The sequence below is a fragment of the Micrococcus sp. iso_239 genome (assembly GCF_056173395.1).
In genome coordinates this window covers 1457966-1475124 of sequence record NZ_CM149672.1, presented here as the reverse complement: position 1 = coordinate 1475124, position 17159 = coordinate 1457966, and the positions used below count along the sequence as shown (strand labels likewise).

The 17159-nt window shown below is 75.2% G+C and carries 14 protein-coding genes; 11 read left to right on the top strand and 3 right to left on the bottom strand.

The annotated features are described in order from the left end of the window. Positions 1-9 precede the first annotated feature (9 nt). Complete coding sequence (pknB, locus tag AC0VX2_RS06765) at positions 10-1947, bottom strand: Stk1 family PASTA domain-containing Ser/Thr kinase (protein ID WP_230297514.1); 1938 nt, start codon at positions 1945-1947, stop codon at positions 10-12. 55 nt (positions 1948-2002) lie between these two features. Continuing rightward, positions 2003-3100, bottom strand: a complete 1098-nt coding sequence (locus AC0VX2_RS06760) for a LysM peptidoglycan-binding domain-containing protein (protein WP_230297513.1) — start codon at positions 3098-3100, stop codon at positions 2003-2005. A gap of 267 nt (positions 3101-3367) precedes the next feature. Between AC0VX2_RS06760 and AC0VX2_RS06755 the strand changes: the two genes are divergently transcribed. Beyond that, on the top strand, positions 3368-3766 hold the full coding sequence (locus AC0VX2_RS06755) for an Rv2175c family DNA-binding protein (protein WP_044659490.1): 399 nt from the start codon (positions 3368-3370) through the stop codon (positions 3764-3766). Positions 3767-3809: 43 nt separating this feature from the next. Here AC0VX2_RS06755 and AC0VX2_RS06750 read toward each other — a convergent pair whose 3' ends face one another. After that, positions 3810-4925 (bottom strand): polyprenyl synthetase family protein, encoded by a 1116-nt coding sequence (locus AC0VX2_RS06750; RefSeq protein ID WP_098092497.1) that lies wholly within the window; start codon positions 4923-4925, stop codon positions 3810-3812. Between the two features lie 56 nt (positions 4926-4981). On the opposite strand from AC0VX2_RS06750, the gene dinB reads away from it, so the two are divergent. The 10 genes from dinB (at position 4982) to murD (ending at position 17126) form a co-directional block, all read left to right on the top strand. Then, a complete protein-coding gene (gene dinB, locus AC0VX2_RS06745) occupies positions 4982-6277 on the top strand; it encodes a DNA polymerase IV (RefSeq protein WP_144819695.1) in 1296 nt (431 codons plus the stop codon). Between the two features lie 133 nt (positions 6278-6410). Continuing rightward, the gene (locus AC0VX2_RS06740) at positions 6411-6797 is read left to right on the top strand and encodes a DUF3040 domain-containing protein (protein ID WP_002854577.1); all 387 of its coding nucleotides are present in this window, start codon (positions 6411-6413) and stop codon (positions 6795-6797) included. 323 nt (positions 6798-7120) lie between these two features. After that, positions 7121-7552, top strand: a complete 432-nt coding sequence (gene mraZ, locus AC0VX2_RS06735; RefSeq protein WP_002854575.1) for a division/cell wall cluster transcriptional repressor MraZ — start codon at positions 7121-7123, stop codon at positions 7550-7552. Positions 7553-7694: 142 nt separating this feature from the next. After that, entirely contained in the window at positions 7695-8690 is a 996-nt protein-coding gene (gene rsmH / locus AC0VX2_RS06730; protein ID WP_144818922.1) for a 16S rRNA (cytosine(1402)-N(4))-methyltransferase RsmH, read from the top strand. Positions 8691-8710: 20 nt separating this feature from the next. Continuing rightward, on the top strand, positions 8711-9280 hold the full coding sequence (ftsL, locus tag AC0VX2_RS06725; RefSeq protein ID WP_251393417.1) for a cell division protein FtsL: 570 nt from the start codon (positions 8711-8713) through the stop codon (positions 9278-9280). A gap of 68 nt (positions 9281-9348) precedes the next feature. After that, positions 9349-11103 (top strand): peptidoglycan D,D-transpeptidase FtsI family protein, encoded by a 1755-nt coding sequence (locus tag AC0VX2_RS06720; protein ID WP_251393416.1) that lies wholly within the window; start codon positions 9349-9351, stop codon positions 11101-11103. 38 nt (positions 11104-11141) lie between these two features. Continuing rightward, on the top strand, positions 11142-12899 hold the full coding sequence (locus AC0VX2_RS06715; RefSeq protein ID WP_251393415.1) for a Mur ligase family protein: 1758 nt from the start codon (positions 11142-11144) through the stop codon (positions 12897-12899). After that, positions 12896-14410 (top strand): UDP-N-acetylmuramoyl-tripeptide--D-alanyl-D-alanine ligase, encoded by a 1515-nt coding sequence (locus tag AC0VX2_RS06710; RefSeq protein WP_036341567.1) that lies wholly within the window; start codon positions 12896-12898, stop codon positions 14408-14410. Before AC0VX2_RS06715 ends, AC0VX2_RS06710 begins: the two co-directional genes overlap by 4 nt. Then, the gene (gene mraY / locus AC0VX2_RS06705) at positions 14407-15534 is read left to right on the top strand and encodes a phospho-N-acetylmuramoyl-pentapeptide-transferase (protein WP_036341564.1); all 1128 of its coding nucleotides are present in this window, start codon (positions 14407-14409) and stop codon (positions 15532-15534) included. The genes AC0VX2_RS06710 and mraY overlap by 4 nt, the downstream gene beginning before the upstream one ends. After that, positions 15531-17126, top strand: a complete 1596-nt coding sequence (gene murD / locus AC0VX2_RS06700) for a UDP-N-acetylmuramoyl-L-alanine--D-glutamate ligase (RefSeq protein ID WP_169577779.1) — start codon at positions 15531-15533, stop codon at positions 17124-17126. Before mraY ends, murD begins: the two co-directional genes overlap by 4 nt. The last annotated feature ends 33 nt before the right edge of the window (positions 17127-17159 follow it).

Below are 17159 nucleotides of genomic sequence, written 5' to 3'. Positions count from 1 at the left end.
CGCCCCGGCTCAGCCGACCCAGACGTGGACCGCGGTGCCCTCGGGCAGGGCGGTCCCGGCGGCGGGGGACTGGTGCAGGACCCGGGACTCGCCCCGGCCGGAGAGCGGCAGCGGCAGGCGATGCACGCGGGCGTCCCAGCCGTCGTCCGCCAGCGTCGTGCCCGCCATCTCCGAATCCTGCCCGGTCACGTCCGGCACCGGGCGCACGGCGCGGCCTTCGGAGAGCACCACGCGGACCGCGGTGCCCGGCGTCGCCTGCTCGCCGGGGGCCGGGTGCTGCTCGATCACGGCCCCGGCCGGCACTGCGGGATCGGTGCGGCGCTCCGCGACCTCCACGGTGAATCGGGCGTCCCGGGCCACGCCGTGGGCCCGCCGGATCACGACGCCGGTCAGGTCCGGCACCGGCACCGGCGCGGGGCCGGCGGAGACGGTGAGCTCGACGGGGGTGCCGCGCCCTGCCGGCTCCCCGGCCGCGGGCGAGCTGGCGACGACCGTGCCCTCCGTGCGGAGTTCGTCGTGCCGGGCCGTGACCGCCGCGGTGAAGCCCGCGGCGGTCAGCCGTTCCTCCGCCGCCTCCCGGGCCAGCCCGTCGAGGTCGGGGACCACCGCCACACCTCCGACTCCGAGGCCGCCGGAGCCCAGCGTCCAGCCCAGCAGCAGGGCGACGCCGGTGAGCAGCAGGGTCACGGCCGCGCCGATCGCGGCGGTCCGGCCGGTGCCCTGGCCGAGGTCGAGGGCGGGGCGGCGGGCCGCCCGACGCAGCCGCCGCGGGGACTCGCGCCCCGGATGCCGGTCCGCCGGAGCGGGGTCGAGCCCGAGCGGGCCGATCGGCTCCGCCGGATGCGCGGCGGGCCGCCGGTCGGCCCCGCGCGTCGCCGCACGGGTGTCGATGACGTCGGTCATGTCCGCGTCGAGGTCGGACTCGGCCAGGGCGGGGAGCAGGCGCGTCGCGTGGTGGTCGCCGGCGTCGAGGGCCCGGGTCTCCAGGTTCCCGTCCGGGGCTGCGTCCTCGGGGCCATCGGCGGCGGGGGCGCCCACCGCCGGCTCCGCATCCGGGCCCTCGGCGGGGTGGCGGTCCGGTTCGTCGGGGTCCAGGCCCGCCGCCACGGCGTCGATGCGGTGCAGGAGCTCGCCGGCACCGGCGGGCCGGTCGGCCGGGTCCGGCTCGGTGCACCACAGCACGAGGTCGTCGAGATCCTCGGGGAGCCCGGGGTGCAGCGTGGACGGCACGGGGACCCGCTCGTGGACATGCCGGTAGGCGACCTGCAACGCGGTCGCCGCGGTGTACGGCTGGCGGCCCGTGAGCAGCTCGAACAGGATGATGCCCACGGCGTACACGTCGGAGCGGGCGTCGGCGGGCGCCCCGGCGATGTGCTCGGGGGCGAGGTAGGCGGGCGTGCCCACGACGGCCTGCCCGGCCAGGGTGTGGGCCGTGGCGGCACGGGACAGGCCGAAGTCCGCGACCGTCACCCGCCCGTCGTCGCGGACGAGCACGTTCTCGGGCTTCACGTCCCGGTGCACCAGCCCGGCGCGGTGCGCGGCGGCCAGGCCGTCGACGAGCGGACGCAGGAACCGCAGCGCCTCCCGGGGTGAGAGCGGTGCACGGTCCCGGATGACGGTGCGCAGCGTGCGGCCGGGCACGTGCTCCATCACGAGGTAGGCCAGCACGTCGCCGTCCTCGGCCTCGGTGTGGCCCTGGTCCAGGACCGCGACGACGTGCGGATGGGACAGCCGCGCCGCCGTCTTGGCCTCCTGCTCGAACCGGCCGACGAGGACGGGGTCCTCCGCCAGGTGCGGGTGCATGACCTTGAGCGCCACCTCGCGGTCGAGACGCTCGTCCACGGCCAGGTAGACGGTGGACATGCCGCCCCGGGCCAGCCGCTCGACGACTCGGTAGCGGCCGTCGACGATGTCCCCCACGAGGGGGTCCCGGCGTGCGCTGCTCATCGTCCCAGGGTAGGACAGGCGGCGGACCCCCTCGGGGCGGTCCGCCGCCGGCGGATCAGAACATCGCCATGGCGGCGCGCACCTTGGCCACGTAGTCCCGTGCCTCCGGGTTCAGGCCGCTGTCCAGCACCCCGCCGAGGCCCTGGTAGTAGGCCCCGATGCCCTCATCGAGTGTGGGGGTGCGGTCCTGCACGTACTTGATGAACGCGACGCCGGCCACCGCGTTGTCGTAGGGGTCCAGCAGGTTCAGCTCGCGGCCCACCAGCTCCGAGGCGAACTCGCCCGTGATCGGGATGACCTGCATCGCCCCCACGGCGTTGCCGGGGGAGACCGAGGCCATGCGGAAGCGGGACTCGGTGTACGCGTGGCCCAGGGCCAGGCGGGGGTCCACGCCCATCCGCTCGGCGGTCTCGCGGACGATCTGCTGCATCTGCTCGGGGGTGGGCTGCGGGACGGAGCGCAGCAGGCGCAGGTTCTCGTTCGCCGAGGCCGTGACGTGCGGCGCGTCGGTGCGGCCGAGGAAGGTGTCGCCGACCGCCTGGACGGCGGAGACCGGCTCCACCTCGAGGGTGCCGTCGGAGATCACGAGCACGTCGCCGGGGTGTAGCGTCGAGGCCCGCGTCAGGCCGTTGAGCTCGCGCAGACGGGGGATGGAGACCTCGAACCGCTGGGAGATCCCCCAGAGGGAGTCGCCGGAGACCACGGTGTACCGGACCGTCTCGCCGGCGGCCGCCGGGGCCTTCGAGGCCGGCGCGGGGGCGGTCGACGCGGGGGTCTTCGGTGCGGCGGCCGTGCGCTGCGTGGTCAGGACCATGCCCGGGTGGAGCATGCTCGACGCGCTCATGCCGTTGAGCCGCTGCAGCTGCGCGGCGGAGACGCCGGTGCGGCGGGCGATGATCCACCACCCGTCGTTCGGCTGCACCGTGTAGGTCCCGACGGCCGGGGCCGGGGCCGCCGCGCCGGTCAGGCGGAGCTCGTCACCCGGGTAGAGCACGGTCTCCAGGCCCAGGCCGTTGAACCGCAGCAGGTCGGCGACGGAGACGCCGCGGGCGGCCGAGATCCGGGTGAGGGTGTCGCCCGGGCGCACGGTGTGCACCGCAGCCTCCTGGGCGTGGGCCTGGGCGGGCAGACCGGTGAGCAGCAGCAGGGGCACCGCGCCGCCGGTCAGGACGGAGCGCAGGCGGCGGGAGCGGACGGGGTGTGGGACACGGCAGACCTCGGCATCGGATCGGACGGATGGAACACGACGGGGAAGTGACGGGCGGGACCCGTGGCCCCCCGCGGTCGACCGACGACGTCGGCGCCCGGCCGTGGAGCCTCGGCGATGTTATCGGAATGTGATCTTCGTGACCATACCGAGATCCATGCCGTCCGGGGCGCGGTGGGCCGGGCCCGTCGGCGGCCACGTAGGCTGGCGCCCGTGAGCACCACTTCCTCCGACACCCCGGTCCCCGCTGACGCGATCCCCGCCGAGCTCGACGCCCTCGTGGGCGAGTGGCTCTCCGTGCCCGACGTGGCGGAACACCTCGACCAGCGCGTGACCCGCGTCCACAACCTCGTGCATGATCGCCGCCTGCTGGCCGTGCGTCGTCCCGAGCCCGCGGTGCGGTCCGTGCCGGCCCTGTTCCTCACCGAGACCGGCGTGCTCGACTCCCTGCAGGGCACGCTCGTGCTGCTGGCCGACGCCGGCTTCTCCGACGAGGAGGCCCTCCGTTGGCTGTTCACCGAGGACGAGTCGTTGCCCGGCCGGCCCATCGACGCACTCCGGGACGGCCGGAAGACCGAGATCCGGCGCCGCGCCCAGGCCCTGGCCTGGTGAGCCGGCCCCGCGGGCGGTCATCCGCCCGCGGGGTCCGTGCCGCTCAGTGGCGGCGCGACGTGTAGGCGTCGATCAGCCGCGTGAGCTCGGCGCTCACGTCCTCGGGGACGCCGTGCGCGAGCAGGCCCGCCACGGCCCCGGCCGCCTCGTGCGAGAGCGCCGCGACCCGCTCTTCGACGGCCCGGCGTGCGCCGCACGCCTCGAGGACGGCCTGCCAGTGGGCCACCCGGTCCGCGCCGAGGTCCGGGTCGCCGAGGTCCGCGTCGAGCGCGGCGGCCTCGTCCGGGGCGAGCAGCTCGACGGCGCGGGCGATGAGCACCGTCTGCTTCCCCTCCCGCAGGTCGTCGCCCGCGGGCTTGCCCGTGGTCGCCGGATCGCCGAACACGCCGAGCAGGTCGTCGCGGTACTGGAAGGCCATGCCGAACGGCAGCGACACCCGGGCGAACGCGGTCACCAGCCCGTCGTCCGCCCCCGCCAGCAGCCCCCCGAGGGCGAGCGGGTGCACCGCCGAATAGCGCGCCGACTTGTGCTCCACCACCGCCTCGGCGGCCGCCTCGGCCTCGCGGGCGTCGCGCGCCGCCGGGGCCATCTCGGCCACCACGTCGAGGTACTGACCCGCCATCACGCCGAAGCGCATCCGCTCGAGCTCGGCCCGCGCCCGGTCCTCCCGGGGCGTGCCGGCGAGGACGCGCGCGAAGGCCGTCTCGCTCATCCCCAGGGCGACGTCGCCGGCGAGGATCGCGGCGGAGACGCCGAAGTGCTCCGCGGCGTGGCGCCAGCCCGCCTCCCGGTGGAGGGACTCGAAGCGGCGGTGCACGCTGGGCATCCCGCGGCGGGTGTCCGAGCGGTCCAGGATGTCGTCGTGGATCAGCGCCGCGGCCTGGAACAGCTCGAACGCCGCGCCCGCCTCGGCGATGCGGGGGTCCTCCGCCTCGCCGCCGGCCGCCCGCCAGCCGAGCCAGGCCAGGACGGCGCGCAGGCGCTTGCCGCCCGCGGTCAGGTCCGCGATCGCGTCCACGAGGGGCGCCGTCAGCGGGTGGACGTCCCGGGCGCGTTCGCGGTGCTCCGCCAGCAGGCGGTCGAGGGCGTCGGCGACAGCGGCGCGGAAGCGGTCCTGGTCGGCGGGACGGGGGCGGGGGACGGCGACGTCGGCGGGCATGGCCCCACCCTAGCCGCGCCGCGCGGCGGCTCGCCGGTCCCGGATAGGCTCGGTCCATGTCCGAGACCGCGCCCGCTGCACCCCGCGATGAGGCGACGATCCTGCACGTGGACATGGACGCGTTCTTCCTGTCCGTCGAGCTGCGCGAACGGCCCGACCTCGAGGGGCGTCCCGCCGCCGTCGCCGCCCCGAGCGGCCGGTCCGTGGTGCTCTCCGCCTCGTATGCGGCGCGGGCCTACGGGATCCGCTCGGCGATGCCCCTGGCGCACGCCCGCGCCCTGTGCCCGCCGCTCGTGGTCATCCCGCCGCGCCAGCAGCTCTACCGGGCCGTCTCCGCCGAGGTGATGGCCGTGTTCGCGGACGTGACCCCCGTGATGGAGCAGCTCAGCGTGGACGAGGCGTTCCTCGACGTCGCCGGCGCCCGCCGCCGGCTCGGCCCGCCCGAGCACATCGGCCACCTGATCCGGGAGCGCGTCCGCTCCGAGCTGGGGCTGCCGTGCACCGTGGGCGGCTCGGCCGTGAAGTTCGTGGCCAAGACGGCGTCCACCGCGGCCAAGCCAGACGGCCTGCTGATCGTGCCGCCGGAGCGCACCCTGGACTTCCTCCATCCGCTGCCCGTGGGCCGGCTGTGGGGCGTGGGCCCCAAGGCGGCCGAGCGGCTCGCCCGGCGGGGGGTGGCGACCATCGGCGACCTCGCCCGGGTGGACCCCGCGCGGCTGGAGGCGTCGTTCGGGGCCGCCGGCCGGGAGTGGGCGTCGCTCGCCCGGGGCATCGACCCGCGCCCCGTCGCCCCGCGCCCGGCGGCCCGCAGCATCGGCGCGGACCACACCTTCGACGTCGACCCCGTCGACGTCGCGGGCGTCGACCCGGAGGTCCTGCGCCTGTGTCACCGGGTCGCGGCCCGGCTGCGCGCGGAGGGGGTCACCGCCGGCGCGGTCACGGTCCGCCTCAAGGCGCCGGACGGGTCGGTCCGCAGCCGCACCGCCCGCCTCGCCCGGCCGACCGCCACGGGCCACGACCTCCTCGGCCCGGCGCGGCGGCTCGTCCGCGAGCTGCACGCCGAACGGCCGCATCCGATCCGGCTCGTGGGCGTGCGCGCCGAGCGCCTCGGGGGCGAGGCCGATCAGCCTCCGGCCCAGGAGGCGCTCTTCGGCGGTCCCGCCTGGGGGACGGAGGACGAGGCGTCGGAGGAGGGCGACTGGGCCGGTGCCGAGGCCGCCCTGGACGCCGTCGCCCGGCGCTTCCCGACGGCGGCCGTGCGGCCGGCGTCGCTGCTGGGACGACGCGAGGCCCGCGCCGACGCCCGCCGGGACGCGCCGCGGCCGGGCCCCGGAGGCCCGGATCGGGAGTGAGGGGTTCCGGGGCCGGCGACGTCGCCACCTGGCTAGGGTGGGGCGGCAGGTCCTATCCTGGAGGGCAAGTCGGACGCGCGGGCGTCCCCTCCCGGTCCCGGAGGTGTCGGAGGCCGCGTTCGAAGGAGTCGCCATGCCCCTCTCAGAGCATGAGCAGCGGATGCTGGACCAGCTGGAGCAGCAGCTGCGCACCGAGGACCCCCGGCTGGCCACCCAGATGGCGGACACGGGGCGGCACCGGCTGCCCGTGGGTCGCGTCGTGGCCGGGGCCGTCCTCGCAGTGGTCGGGCTGCTCGTCGTGGTCCTCGGGGTCGCCAACCACGCGATCCTGCTGGGCGTGCTCGGCGTCGTCGTCATCGGGGCCGGCATCTTCCTGCTGACCACGCGGCCGCGCGCCGTCGCCTCCGGGGCCTCGGGCCCGGTGGCCCGACGGTCGGGCGCACCGCGACGGCAGGGGGGCGGCGACTTCATGGGCCGCCTCGAGCGGCGCTGGGACGAGCGGCGGGCCCGAGGCGACTGAGCGCCTGGCCCGCCGGGCCCCCACCCTCCTCCACTCCAGGCCCCGATCCGCTCCGGATCGGGGCCTTTGCGCTGCCCGAGGCCCCGTCGTCGCCGCGGCCCTCCACCGGGGGCCCACCGGTCCTCCACTTCCCTCCACGGCGACGCCGGCCCCGGGACCCGCGGGATGGCGCGCCGGACCCGGAAGCCTCGACACGCCCGTGGCGCCGGGACCCGCGTTCCTGGGTTGATGGTGGAGGGAAGTGGGGTAATGTGGAGGAAAGGAGAGAGCATGGGTCCCGACCTTGGTCGGGAGGGACCGCTCGACGAGCCAGGGGGTGTGCCGTGTTCTTGGGCACGTACACCCCCCGGCTCGACGAGAAGTCCCGGCTGATCCTCCCCGCCAAGTTCCGCGAGGAGCTGGCGGAGGGGCTGGTCCTGACCCGGGGTCAGGAGCGCTGCATCTACGTGTTCAGCGCTCGTGAGTTCGAGCGGGTCCACGAGCAGATGAGGTCGGCTCCACTGTCCTCCCGCCAGGCCCGTGACTACATCCGCGTCTTCCTCTCGGGGGCGTCGGACGAGGTCCCGGACAAGCAGGGTCGGGTGACCGTGCCGGCGCCGCTGCGGCAGTACGCGGGGCTGGACCGGGACGTGACCGTGATCGGCGCGGGGACGCGGGTGGAGATCTGGGACTCGGAGTCCTGGAACACCTACCTCGCCGAGCAGGAAGCCGCCTTCTCCGAGACCGACGAGGACGTCCTGCCCGGCGTCTTCTGACCGTGACCACCCGACCTCGAGCGAGACCTCCAGCCGACGCCGCCGCACCTGACCCGTCTTCCCCTGGGCCAGGCGTGGCGGCGGACGGATGGGGATCCCGCCCGAGGTCCGCCAGGACCGCGATGTGAGCAGGAGGTCGAGAGTGGACGCAGGCCAGCCGCGCCCCGAGGACCGCCACCTGCCCGTGATGCGGGACCGCGTCGTCGACCTCCTCGCCCCCGCCGTCCAGGCCGCGCTCGAGGCCGGCCGCACGCCCGTCGCCGTCGACGGCACGCTGGGCATGGGCGGGCACACCGAGGCCCTGCTGACCCGGTTCCCCCACCTGCGCGTCATCGGCATCGACCGCGACGCCCACGCCCAGGCCATGGCCGCCGAGCGCCTCGGCCCCCTCGCCGACCGTCTGATCCCCTTCCACGGCACCTACGACCGGGTGCCCGAGGCCATGGCCGCCGCGGGCGTCACGAAGGTCGACGCCGCGCTCTACGACCTCGGCGTGTCCTCCTACCAGCTGGACGACCGGGAGCGTGGCTTCGCCTACTCCTACGACGCTCCGCTGGACATGCGCATGGACGACACCGCCGAGCGCTCCGCCGCGACGCTCGTGGCGGAGCTGGACGAGCAGGAGCTGCGCCGGATCATCCGTCGCGACGGTGAGGAGCGCTTCGCCGGCCCCATCGCACGGGCCATCGTCCGGGCCCGCGCCGAGGCCCCCATCGAGACCACCGGCCGCCTCGTCGAGGTGATCCGCTCGGCCGTCCCCGTCGCCGCGGGGGCCACCGGCGGGCACCCGGCCAAGCGCACCTTCCAGGCCCTGCGCATCGCCGTGAACGAGGAGCTCGACATCCTCGACGCCGCCGTGCCCGCCATCCTCGACGCCCTCCACGTGGGCGGCCGCCTCGTGGTGATGAGCTACCACTCCCTCGAGGACCGGATCACGAAGCGGCACCTGAGCGCGTGGGCCACGTCCACGGCGCCCCCGGGGTTCCCGGTGGTGCTGGAGGAGCACGAACCCGTGGTGCGGGTGCTCACCCGCGGCACCGAGAAGCCCACCGAAGAAGAAATCTCAGAGAACCGTCGCGCCTCCTCCGCGAAAGTGCGTGCGGTTGAGAAGATCAGGACGTCCAGGACCACGGCATGACGCTGCACGAGGAGATGAGCATGGCCGCACACGCACGGATCGCAGAGTCGCTGCGCCCCGGGTCGACCCCCGTCGCCCCCGCGCGGCCGGCTCCGCAGGAGCGCACGCCGCTCTCGGTGGTGCCCGCCCCGCTGCCCCGATCCCGCTCCGGCGTGACCGTGCTGTGCGTCCTCGTGGTGCTCGCCGCGCTCGCGGCGGTGCTCGTCATGAACATCACGATGTCCAACCGGCAGTACGCCCTCCTGGACCTGCGCCAGGAGCAGCAGGCCGTCACCGAGACCAATGAGCGGCTGGCCGAGCAGGTGGGCCACCTCGAGGCGCCGCAGAACCTGGCCGCGCGCGCCGACGCCCTCGGGATGGTCGCCCCCGCCGGCACCGCCTCCGTGGACGCGGGCACGGGCCAGTTCGGCGGCGAGGCCCAGGCGGCCCAGGACGGCGACATCTCCGCCACCTACGTCGCGCCGCCGGCGGACGCGGACGCGGTCCGCCAGGGGGCGTCCGACGACGGCCAGGACGAGATCGAGGGACCGCGCACCTTCAGCGGCGCGGACGCCTCCGCCGCCCCCGACCAGGACGCCGCCGACCGTTGATCGACCGTCCCGCCTCGCACCTTCCCCGCGGCGGATCGACGGTCGGGCCCGCTCCCGGGCACCCCGCCGTGCGCACCCGCATCCTTCTCCTGCTCGTCTTCGTCCTGCTCGGCGGGCTCGCACTGCGGCTCGTCTACGTGCAGGGCATCGACCCCACGGGGCAGGCCGCGGCGGCCATGGACCAGCGCCTGACCCACCAGGAGACCCTGCCGCAGCGCGGGTCCATCCTGGACCGCGACGGCGACGTGCTGGCCGCCAGCGTGCGCCGCTACGACATCGTCGTGGACCAGCGCCTCGTCAAGGACTTCAACGAATGGGACCGCGAGGCCCGGGAGACCGTGCTGGTGGACGTGGACTCCCGCCTGGCCAGCCTGGCCGAGGTGCTCGGCATGTCGGAGGAGGAGGTGCGCGAGGCCACCATCGGCTCCCGCCCGTACGCCGTGGTGCGTCGCTCCGTGACCCCGGAGGTGCGGGACAAGGCCATGGCGCTCAACGTGCCGGGCCTGCTCTCCGAGGCGGTGGACCGCCGCACCTACCCGAACGGGTCGGTCGCCGGCAGCATCATCGGCTTCATGGGTGGCGACGGCACCGCCCTCGAGGGCCTCGAGCTCAGCCAGGACGACGTCATGACCGGCACCCCGGGCACCCGCACGTTCGAGGTGGGCGCAGACGGCATCCGCATCCCCAACGCCCCGCTCGAGGAGGTTCCGGCCGTGGACGGCGCCGACCTGCGCCTGACCGTGGACAAGGACGCCCAGTGGTTCGCGCAGGAGACCCTCGGCGCCCTCGCCGCCGAGTACGAGGCGGAGTGGGCGAACGCCGTCGTGATGGACGTGAAGACGGGCGACGTGATCGTCATGGCGGACTCCACCACGGTGGACCCCGCCGACCCCGACGCCACCGAGGAGAACTTCCGCACCTCCACCGTGATGAGCACCCCGTACGAGCCGGGCTCCACGGGCAAGGCGCTGCCGATCGCGGCCGCCGTCGACGCCGGGAAGGTCACCGCCACGGACGGCTTCACCGTCCCCGGCAGCCAGGACTTCGACGGGCAGACCATCAAAGACTTCTCCCCGCACCCGACGTTCGACATGACCGTGGCCGGCATCTACGCACGCTCCTACAACACGGGCACGGTGCAGATCGCCGAGAAGATCACGGACGAGCAGCGCTACGAGTACATGCGCTCCTTCGGGGTCGGCCGGCCCATCGACCTCGGCCTGCCGCAGCAGGCGGGCAGCGTCCTCGTCCCGCCCGAGCGGTGGGACGGCCGCCAGCGTCTGACCACGGCCTTCGGCCAGGGCTACACCCAGACCACCCTGCACACCGCCCAGATGTACCAGGCCCTCGCCAACGGCGGCGTGCTGATCCCGGCCCGGCTGATCGACGCCACGGTGGACGGCGACGGCGCGGAGAAGCGCTGGGAGTCGTCCGCGGAGCCCCACCGCGTGGTCTCCGAGGAGACGGCGGCGCAGATGCTCCGCATGATGGAGACCGTCGTGACGCAGGGCACCAGCAAGGCCGCCGCGATCCCCGGCTATCGCGTGGGCGGCAAGTCCTCCACCGCCGAGGCTGCGAGCGACACCGGCACGTACGACGGCTACAACCTCGGCTTCACCGCCGTCGCCCCGCTCGACGACCCCCGCTTCGTGGTGTCCGTGTCCATGCATCGGCCGCCGTCCAAGCAGGGCTCCCGGGACGTGTCCGTCGCGGCCGCCACGATCATGGAGTACATGCTCCGCCAGGCGGACGTGCCCGCCACCGGAGCCGAGCCGAACGACTACCGCGTCTTCGTGGACGATCCGCAGGACCGGCCGTGGTGACCCACGCCTCCGGCCCCGAGCACCCCAGGAGCACCCCCATGACCACCCCGAGCGACCCCCCTGCGCCGCTGACCTCGGCCCAGCAGGACGCCGCCTTCCGGCCCTCCCACACCCCCGCCACGGCCTGGCCCGCCCTCGCACGGGCGCTGGCCGAGGCGGGGATCGCGGCCCACGTCCACGGCGCGGCCCCGGCCGACGGCGTCACGGGGGTCAGCCTCGACTCGCGTGTCGTGCGCCCGGGCGACCTCTACGTCGCCGTTCCGGGGGCGCGCGCCCACGGCGCGGCGTTCGCGGCCACGGCGCTGGAGGCCGGCGCCGTCGGAGTCCTGACGGACGCGGCGGGCCGCGCGCTCCTGGCGGAGCAGGGCCTGGCCGACGTCCCGGTGCTCGAGGTCGACGCCGTGCGCACCGCCGCCGGCACCGTGGCGGCCCGCGTCTACGGCGGCGGGGGCGACGCCGGCCCGCGCCTGGTCGGCGTGACCGGCACCAACGGCAAGACCACCACGAGCTTCCTCGCCGCCGCGCTGCTCGAGGCCCTGGGGCGCCGGTCGGGCATCGTGGGCACGATCCTGATCCGCGCGGGGGAGCGGGAGGTCCCCTCCACGCTCACCACGCCCGAGGCCACCCAGCTGCACGCCCTCATGGCGCTCATGCGCGAGGAGGAGGTGGACACCGCCGTCATGGAGGTCTCCTCCCACGCCGTGGCGTATCAGCGGATCGCCGGCCTGCGCTACGCGGTGGCCGGGTTCACCAACCTGACCCAGGACCACCTGGACATGCACGGCTCGATGCAGGAGTACTTCGCGGCCAAGGCCGGTCTGTTCGACCCCGCTCGCACCGACCACGCCGTCATCACGCTCGACGGCGGCGAGGGGCCCCGCTGGGGCGTCGCCATGGCCCGGGCCGCCGGCGCTCCCGTCACCACGCTCGCCCTCGGGCCGGCCGCGCCGACGCCGGGCGCCCTGGCCGAACACGACCCCGGCCTCCGGGCGGACTGGGAGGTCGCCGAGCTCGCGCCGGACGGCCTCGGCCATCGCTTCACGCTGCGCCACGCGGCCACGGGCCGGGAGCTGCGGGCCTCCGTCGGTCTGCCGGGCCGCTTCAACGTGGCCAACGCGGCCCTCGCGGTCCTGCTCGTGCTGCACGCCGTGGGGGAGGAGCACCTGGACGCGCTCGCCGCCGTCCTGGACGTGCCCGCGGGCGAGGGCCCTCTGGCCGCCGCCGTCCCGGGACGGATGGAGGTCGTGGGCCGCGAGCCGGACGCCGTCGTCGACTTCGCGCACAACCCGGACGGCATGGTCCAGGCGCTGCGCTCCCTCGCCGACGCCCGGGCGGCGGCCGGGACGCGCGGCCGCACCCTGATCGTGTTCGGCTCCGCCGGTGACCGTGACCGTGACAAGCGGCCCGTGATGGGCGCGATCGCGGCCCGGGCGGCGGATGTGGTGATCGTCACCGACGACACCCCCCACTCGGAGGACCCGGCCCCGATCCGTGCCCACATCCTCGCCGGCGCCCGCGCCGAGGCCGACCGCATCGCGCGGGAGGAGGGCCGCACGGTCGTGATCGAGGAGGTGGCCGACCGTGCCGCGGCCATCCGCCGCGCCGTGGAGCTGGCGGGGCCGCAGGACGGCATCCTCCTGGCCGGCCGCGGGCACGAGACCACGATGGACTACGACGGCGAGCTCGTCCCGCTGGACGATCGGGTGGCCCTCCGCGAGGCCCTGGCCGCCCGTGTCGCGGCGGCCTCCGCCTCGGGCTCCGGCCCCGCCCGCGAGGGTAAGGTCATCGAGTCATGATCGCTCTCACCGCAGCCCAGATCGCCGAGGCCGTGTCCGGCACGCTCTCGGCCACCCTCGACCCCGCCACCGTGCTGGTGCACGTCACCCCCGACTCGCGGGAGGTCACCGCCGAGGGCACGCTCTACGTGGCGAAGCCGGGGGAGCGCGCCGACGGCCACGACTTCATCGACGCCGCGCTGGGCGCCGGCGCCGCCGCTGTGCTCGCCGAGCGCGCCACGCACGCCCCCGACGGCGCCGCGCACCCGGCGATCCTCGTGGAGGACGCCGTGCTCGCGATGGGCGCGCTCGCCCGGGAGGTCGTGCGCCGCGTCCGGGAGCACTCCCCGACCACCGTCATCGGCATCACCGGCTCGGCCGGCAAGACCACCACGAAGGACCTGCTCGCCGCCCTGCTGGCCACCCAGGGCCCCACCGTCGCACCGGTCGGCTCGTACAACGGCGAGGTCGGCGTGCCGCTCACGGTGTTCCGGGCGGAGCTGGACACGCGCTTCCTCGTGGTCGAGATGGGCGCGGACCACGTCGGCAACATCGCGTACCTCTGCGACCTCGTGCGCCCGGACATCGGCGTCGTGCTCATGGTGGGCACCGCCCACGCGGGCAGCTTCGGCGGCGTGGCGAACATCGCACGCACCAAGGGCGAGCTCGTGGAGGCCCTCGGCCCCGACGGCATCGCCGTCCTCAACCTCGACGACGAGCGTGTCGCCGGCATGGCGGCGCGGACCGCCGCCCCGATCACCTGGTTCACCGCGGACGAGCGGGGCGTCGCCCGCGCGGCCGAGGACGTGGCCGCCGGCCGTGCGTCGGGCCTCGTCGCCGCACGGGACGTGCACGCCGACGACCAGGAGCGCCCCGTGTTCGACCTGCAGGTCGGGACGGAGGAGGCCGCCCTGCGGCACCCGGTCGCCTCCGGACTGACCGGCCTGCACCACGTGCACAACGTGCTGGCCGCCGCCGCGGCCGCCCACGCCGCCGGCATGGACCCGGCCGAGATCGCCCGTGGTCTCGACGGGCTCGGGCCCGCCAGCCGCTTCCGGATGGAGCGCACCGACCGCGCGGACGGCGTCACGATCATCAATGACGCGTACAACGCCAACCCCGAGTCCATGCGCGCCGCGCTCCGGACGCTGGCCACCCTCGGCCGCTCCAGCGGCCGCCGCACCTGGGCCGTCCTGGGGGAGATGCTCGAGCTCGGCGATGCCCGCGTCCGTGAGCACACCCTCGTGGGCGAGTCCGTGGTGCGCCTGAACATCGCCCAGCTGCTGGTGGTGGGCGCCGGAGCCCGGCCGCTCTACATCGGCGCCCTCAACGAGGGCAGCTGGGGCGAAGAGGCGCACTTCGTCGACGACGCCGCGCAGGCCGAGGCGTTCCTCACCGAGCACCTGCGCCCCGGCGACCTCGTCCTCGTCAAGTCCTCCAACGGCGTCGGGCTCGCGGCCCTCGGCGAGCGCCTCGCCACGGCCGACGCCATCGCCGCCCCCTCCGCCTCCCCGAAGGAGTCCCGACCGTGATCGGACTGCTCATCGGCGGCGTGCTCGGCCTGGTCCTCTCGGCCGCCGGCACCCCGCTGTTCATCCGGTTCCTCGTCAAGCGCGGGTACGGCCAGTTCGTCCGCGACGACGGCCCGACCACCCACAAGACCAAGCGCGGCACGCCCACGATGGGCGGCGCGGTCATCATCGGCTCCCTGGTGCTGGCGTATCTGATCACCCACGGGCTGCTCGCGGTGCTCGGCGTCGACTTCGGCGGGCCCACGGCCTCCGGCCTCATCCTGTTGCTGCTCACCGTGGGCATGGCCTTCGTCGGGTTCGTGGACGACTTCACGAAGATCACGAAGCAGCGCTCGCTCGGCCTGACGCCGCGCGGCAAGATCATCCTCCAGGCCCTGATCGGCACCGCCTTCGCCGTCCTCGCCCTGAACTTCCCGGACGAGCGGGGCCTGACCCCCGCCTCGACGGCGATCTCCTTCGCCCGGGACGTCCCGTGGCTCGACCTGGCCTTCGCCGGACCCGCGATCGGCGTCATCCTGTTCGTGATCTGGTCGAACCTCATCACCACCGCCACCACGAACGCCGTGAACCTCACGGACGGCCTCGACGGGCTCGCCACGGGCGCCACCGCCATGATCACGGGCGCCTACGTCCTGATGTCGCTCTTCCAGTCGAGCCAGTCGTGCGCGCTCGAGGGCACACGCGGCTGCTACGAGGTCCGCGACCCCATGGACCTCGCCCTGCTCGCGGCGATCCTCACGGGCAGCCTGCTGGGCTTCCTCTGGTGGAACACCTCCCCGGCCAAGATCTTCATGGGGGACACCGGCTCCCTGGGCCTGGGCGGCGCCCTGGCCGGCTTCGCGATCTTCACGCGCACCGAGATCCTGGTGGCCGTGCTGGCCGGCCTCATGGTCGCGATCACCCTCTCCGTCATCATCCAGGTGGGCTGGTTCAAGGTCTCCGGCGGCAAGCGCGTGTTCCTCATGGCGCCGCTGCAGCACCACTTCGAGCTCAAGGGCTGGGCCGAGGTGACCGTCGTGGTCCGCTTCTGGCTGCTGTCCCTGATGTGCGTCACCGTGGGGCTCGCGATCTTCTACGGCGACTGGCTCATCCGCCAGGGCGGCCTCGCGGGGGTGACCCCGTGACCGGCCCCGCGTCCGACGCCGCGCCCGCACCGGTGCGCCGGCCCCGCGCCGACACCGCCCGCACCGCCGACCTCACGTCCTGGGACGCCCCGGGGTGGGCCGGCCTGCGCGTCGTCGTCACGGGCCTGGGCATCACCGGCTTCTCCGTGGCCGACACCCTGGCCGAGCTGGGCGCCGCCGTCGTGGTGGTGGACGGCGACGACGGCCCCGAGAACCGGGCGCGCGCCGAGACCCTGCGGATCGTGGGAGTCCGCGAGGTCCTGCTCGACCGGGCGGCCACGCAGGCGCTGCCCGAGGTCGACGGCGCCGCCGCGGACCTCGTCGTGACCTCCCCGGGCTGGCGTCCGGACCAGCCGCTGCTGATGGCCGCCCACGCGGCGGGCCTGCCGATCTGGTCCGACGTCGAGCTGGCCTGGCGGCTGCGCGAGCGCGCCGGCCGGAAGACCGCCGACTGGGTGTGCCTGACGGGCACGAACGGCAAGACGACCACCGTGACGATGGTCGAGGCCATCCTGCGGGCGGACGGCCGTCGGGCGGTGGCCTGCGGCAACGTCGGCACCCCCGTGCTCGACGCGATCCGCGACCCGGAGGGCTTCGACGTGCTCGCCCTCGAGCTCTCCAGCTTCCAGCTGCACTGGACGCACGGACTGGCGCCGGCGTCATCGGCGGTGCTGAACCTGGCCGAGGACCACGTGGACTGGCACGGCTCGATGGACGAGTACGCCGCCGCCAAGGGCAAGGTGTATGCGAACACGCGGGTGGCCTGCGTGTTCAACGAGCAGGACCCGCTGACCCGCACCCTCGTGGAGCGCGCGGACGTCCAGGAGGGCTGCCGCGCGATCGGCTTCACCACGGACACCCCGGGCCTGTCCGACATCGGCGTCGTGGACGGGATCCTCGTGGACCGTGCGTTCCTGGATAACCGGCGCCACGAGGCGATCGCCCTGGCCGAGCGCGCCGACCTGGGCCCGGTGGCGCCGCGCCACACCGTGGCCAACGCGGCCGCCGCGGCGGCGCTGACCCGGGCCGTCGGGGTGAGCCCCGCGGCCGTGGCCGAGGGCCTGCGCTCCTACGACCGCGGGGAGCATCGCATCCAGCTCGTGGCCACCTCCCGCGACGTGATGTGGGTCAACGATTCCAAGGCGACGAACCCGCACGCCGCGGACGCGTCGCTGGCGGCGTTCAGCTCCGTGGTGTGGCTGGCCGGCGGCCTGCCCAAGGGCGTGACCTATCACGAGCTGGTGGCCGCGCACGCCCACCGGCTCCGCGCGGTGGTGCTCCTGGGCAGGGACACCTCGGCCCTGCGCGCGGCCCTGGCCGCGCACGCCCCCGAGGTCCCCGTCCACGCCCCCCTCGCCACGGCCGACGGCACCGGCCCCGCCGACGGTGCGGCCGTGATGGCCGAGGCGGTGCGCGTGGCCGACGGCCTGGCCCGCCCCGGCGACACCGTGCTCATGGCGCCCGCCGCGGCGTCGATGGACCAGTTCCGCTCCTACGCGGCCCGCGGCGAGGCGTTCATCGAGGCCGTCGCCGGGCTGATGCGTGAGCACGGCTGGGACGTGCACGACGACGCCGCGCCCGACGCCGACTGACCCGCCGCCCACCCGACCGTCTCGCTTCCCCCG

Excerpts from the sequence above, each read along its gene's own strand:
- pknB (WP_230297514.1), bottom strand. The coding sequence starts at position 1,947 with ATGAGCAGCGCACGCCGGGACCCCCTCGTGGGGGACATCGTCGACGGC.
- AC0VX2_RS06750 (WP_098092497.1), bottom strand. The coding sequence starts at position 4,925 with ATGCCCGCCGACGTCGCCGTCCCCCGCCCCCGTCCCGCCGACCAGGAC.
- dinB (WP_144819695.1), top strand. The coding sequence starts at position 4,982 with ATGTCCGAGACCGCGCCCGCTGCACCCCGCGATGAGGCGACGATCCTG.
- AC0VX2_RS06740 (WP_002854577.1), top strand. The coding sequence starts at position 6,411 with ATGCCCCTCTCAGAGCATGAGCAGCGGATGCTGGACCAGCTGGAGCAG.
- ftsL (WP_251393417.1), top strand. The coding sequence starts at position 8,711 with ATGGCCGCACACGCACGGATCGCAGAGTCGCTGCGCCCCGGGTCGACC.
- AC0VX2_RS06715 (WP_251393415.1), top strand. The coding sequence starts at position 11,142 with ATGACCACCCCGAGCGACCCCCCTGCGCCGCTGACCTCGGCCCAGCAG.
- AC0VX2_RS06710 (WP_036341567.1), top strand. The coding sequence starts at position 12,896 with ATGATCGCTCTCACCGCAGCCCAGATCGCCGAGGCCGTGTCCGGCACG.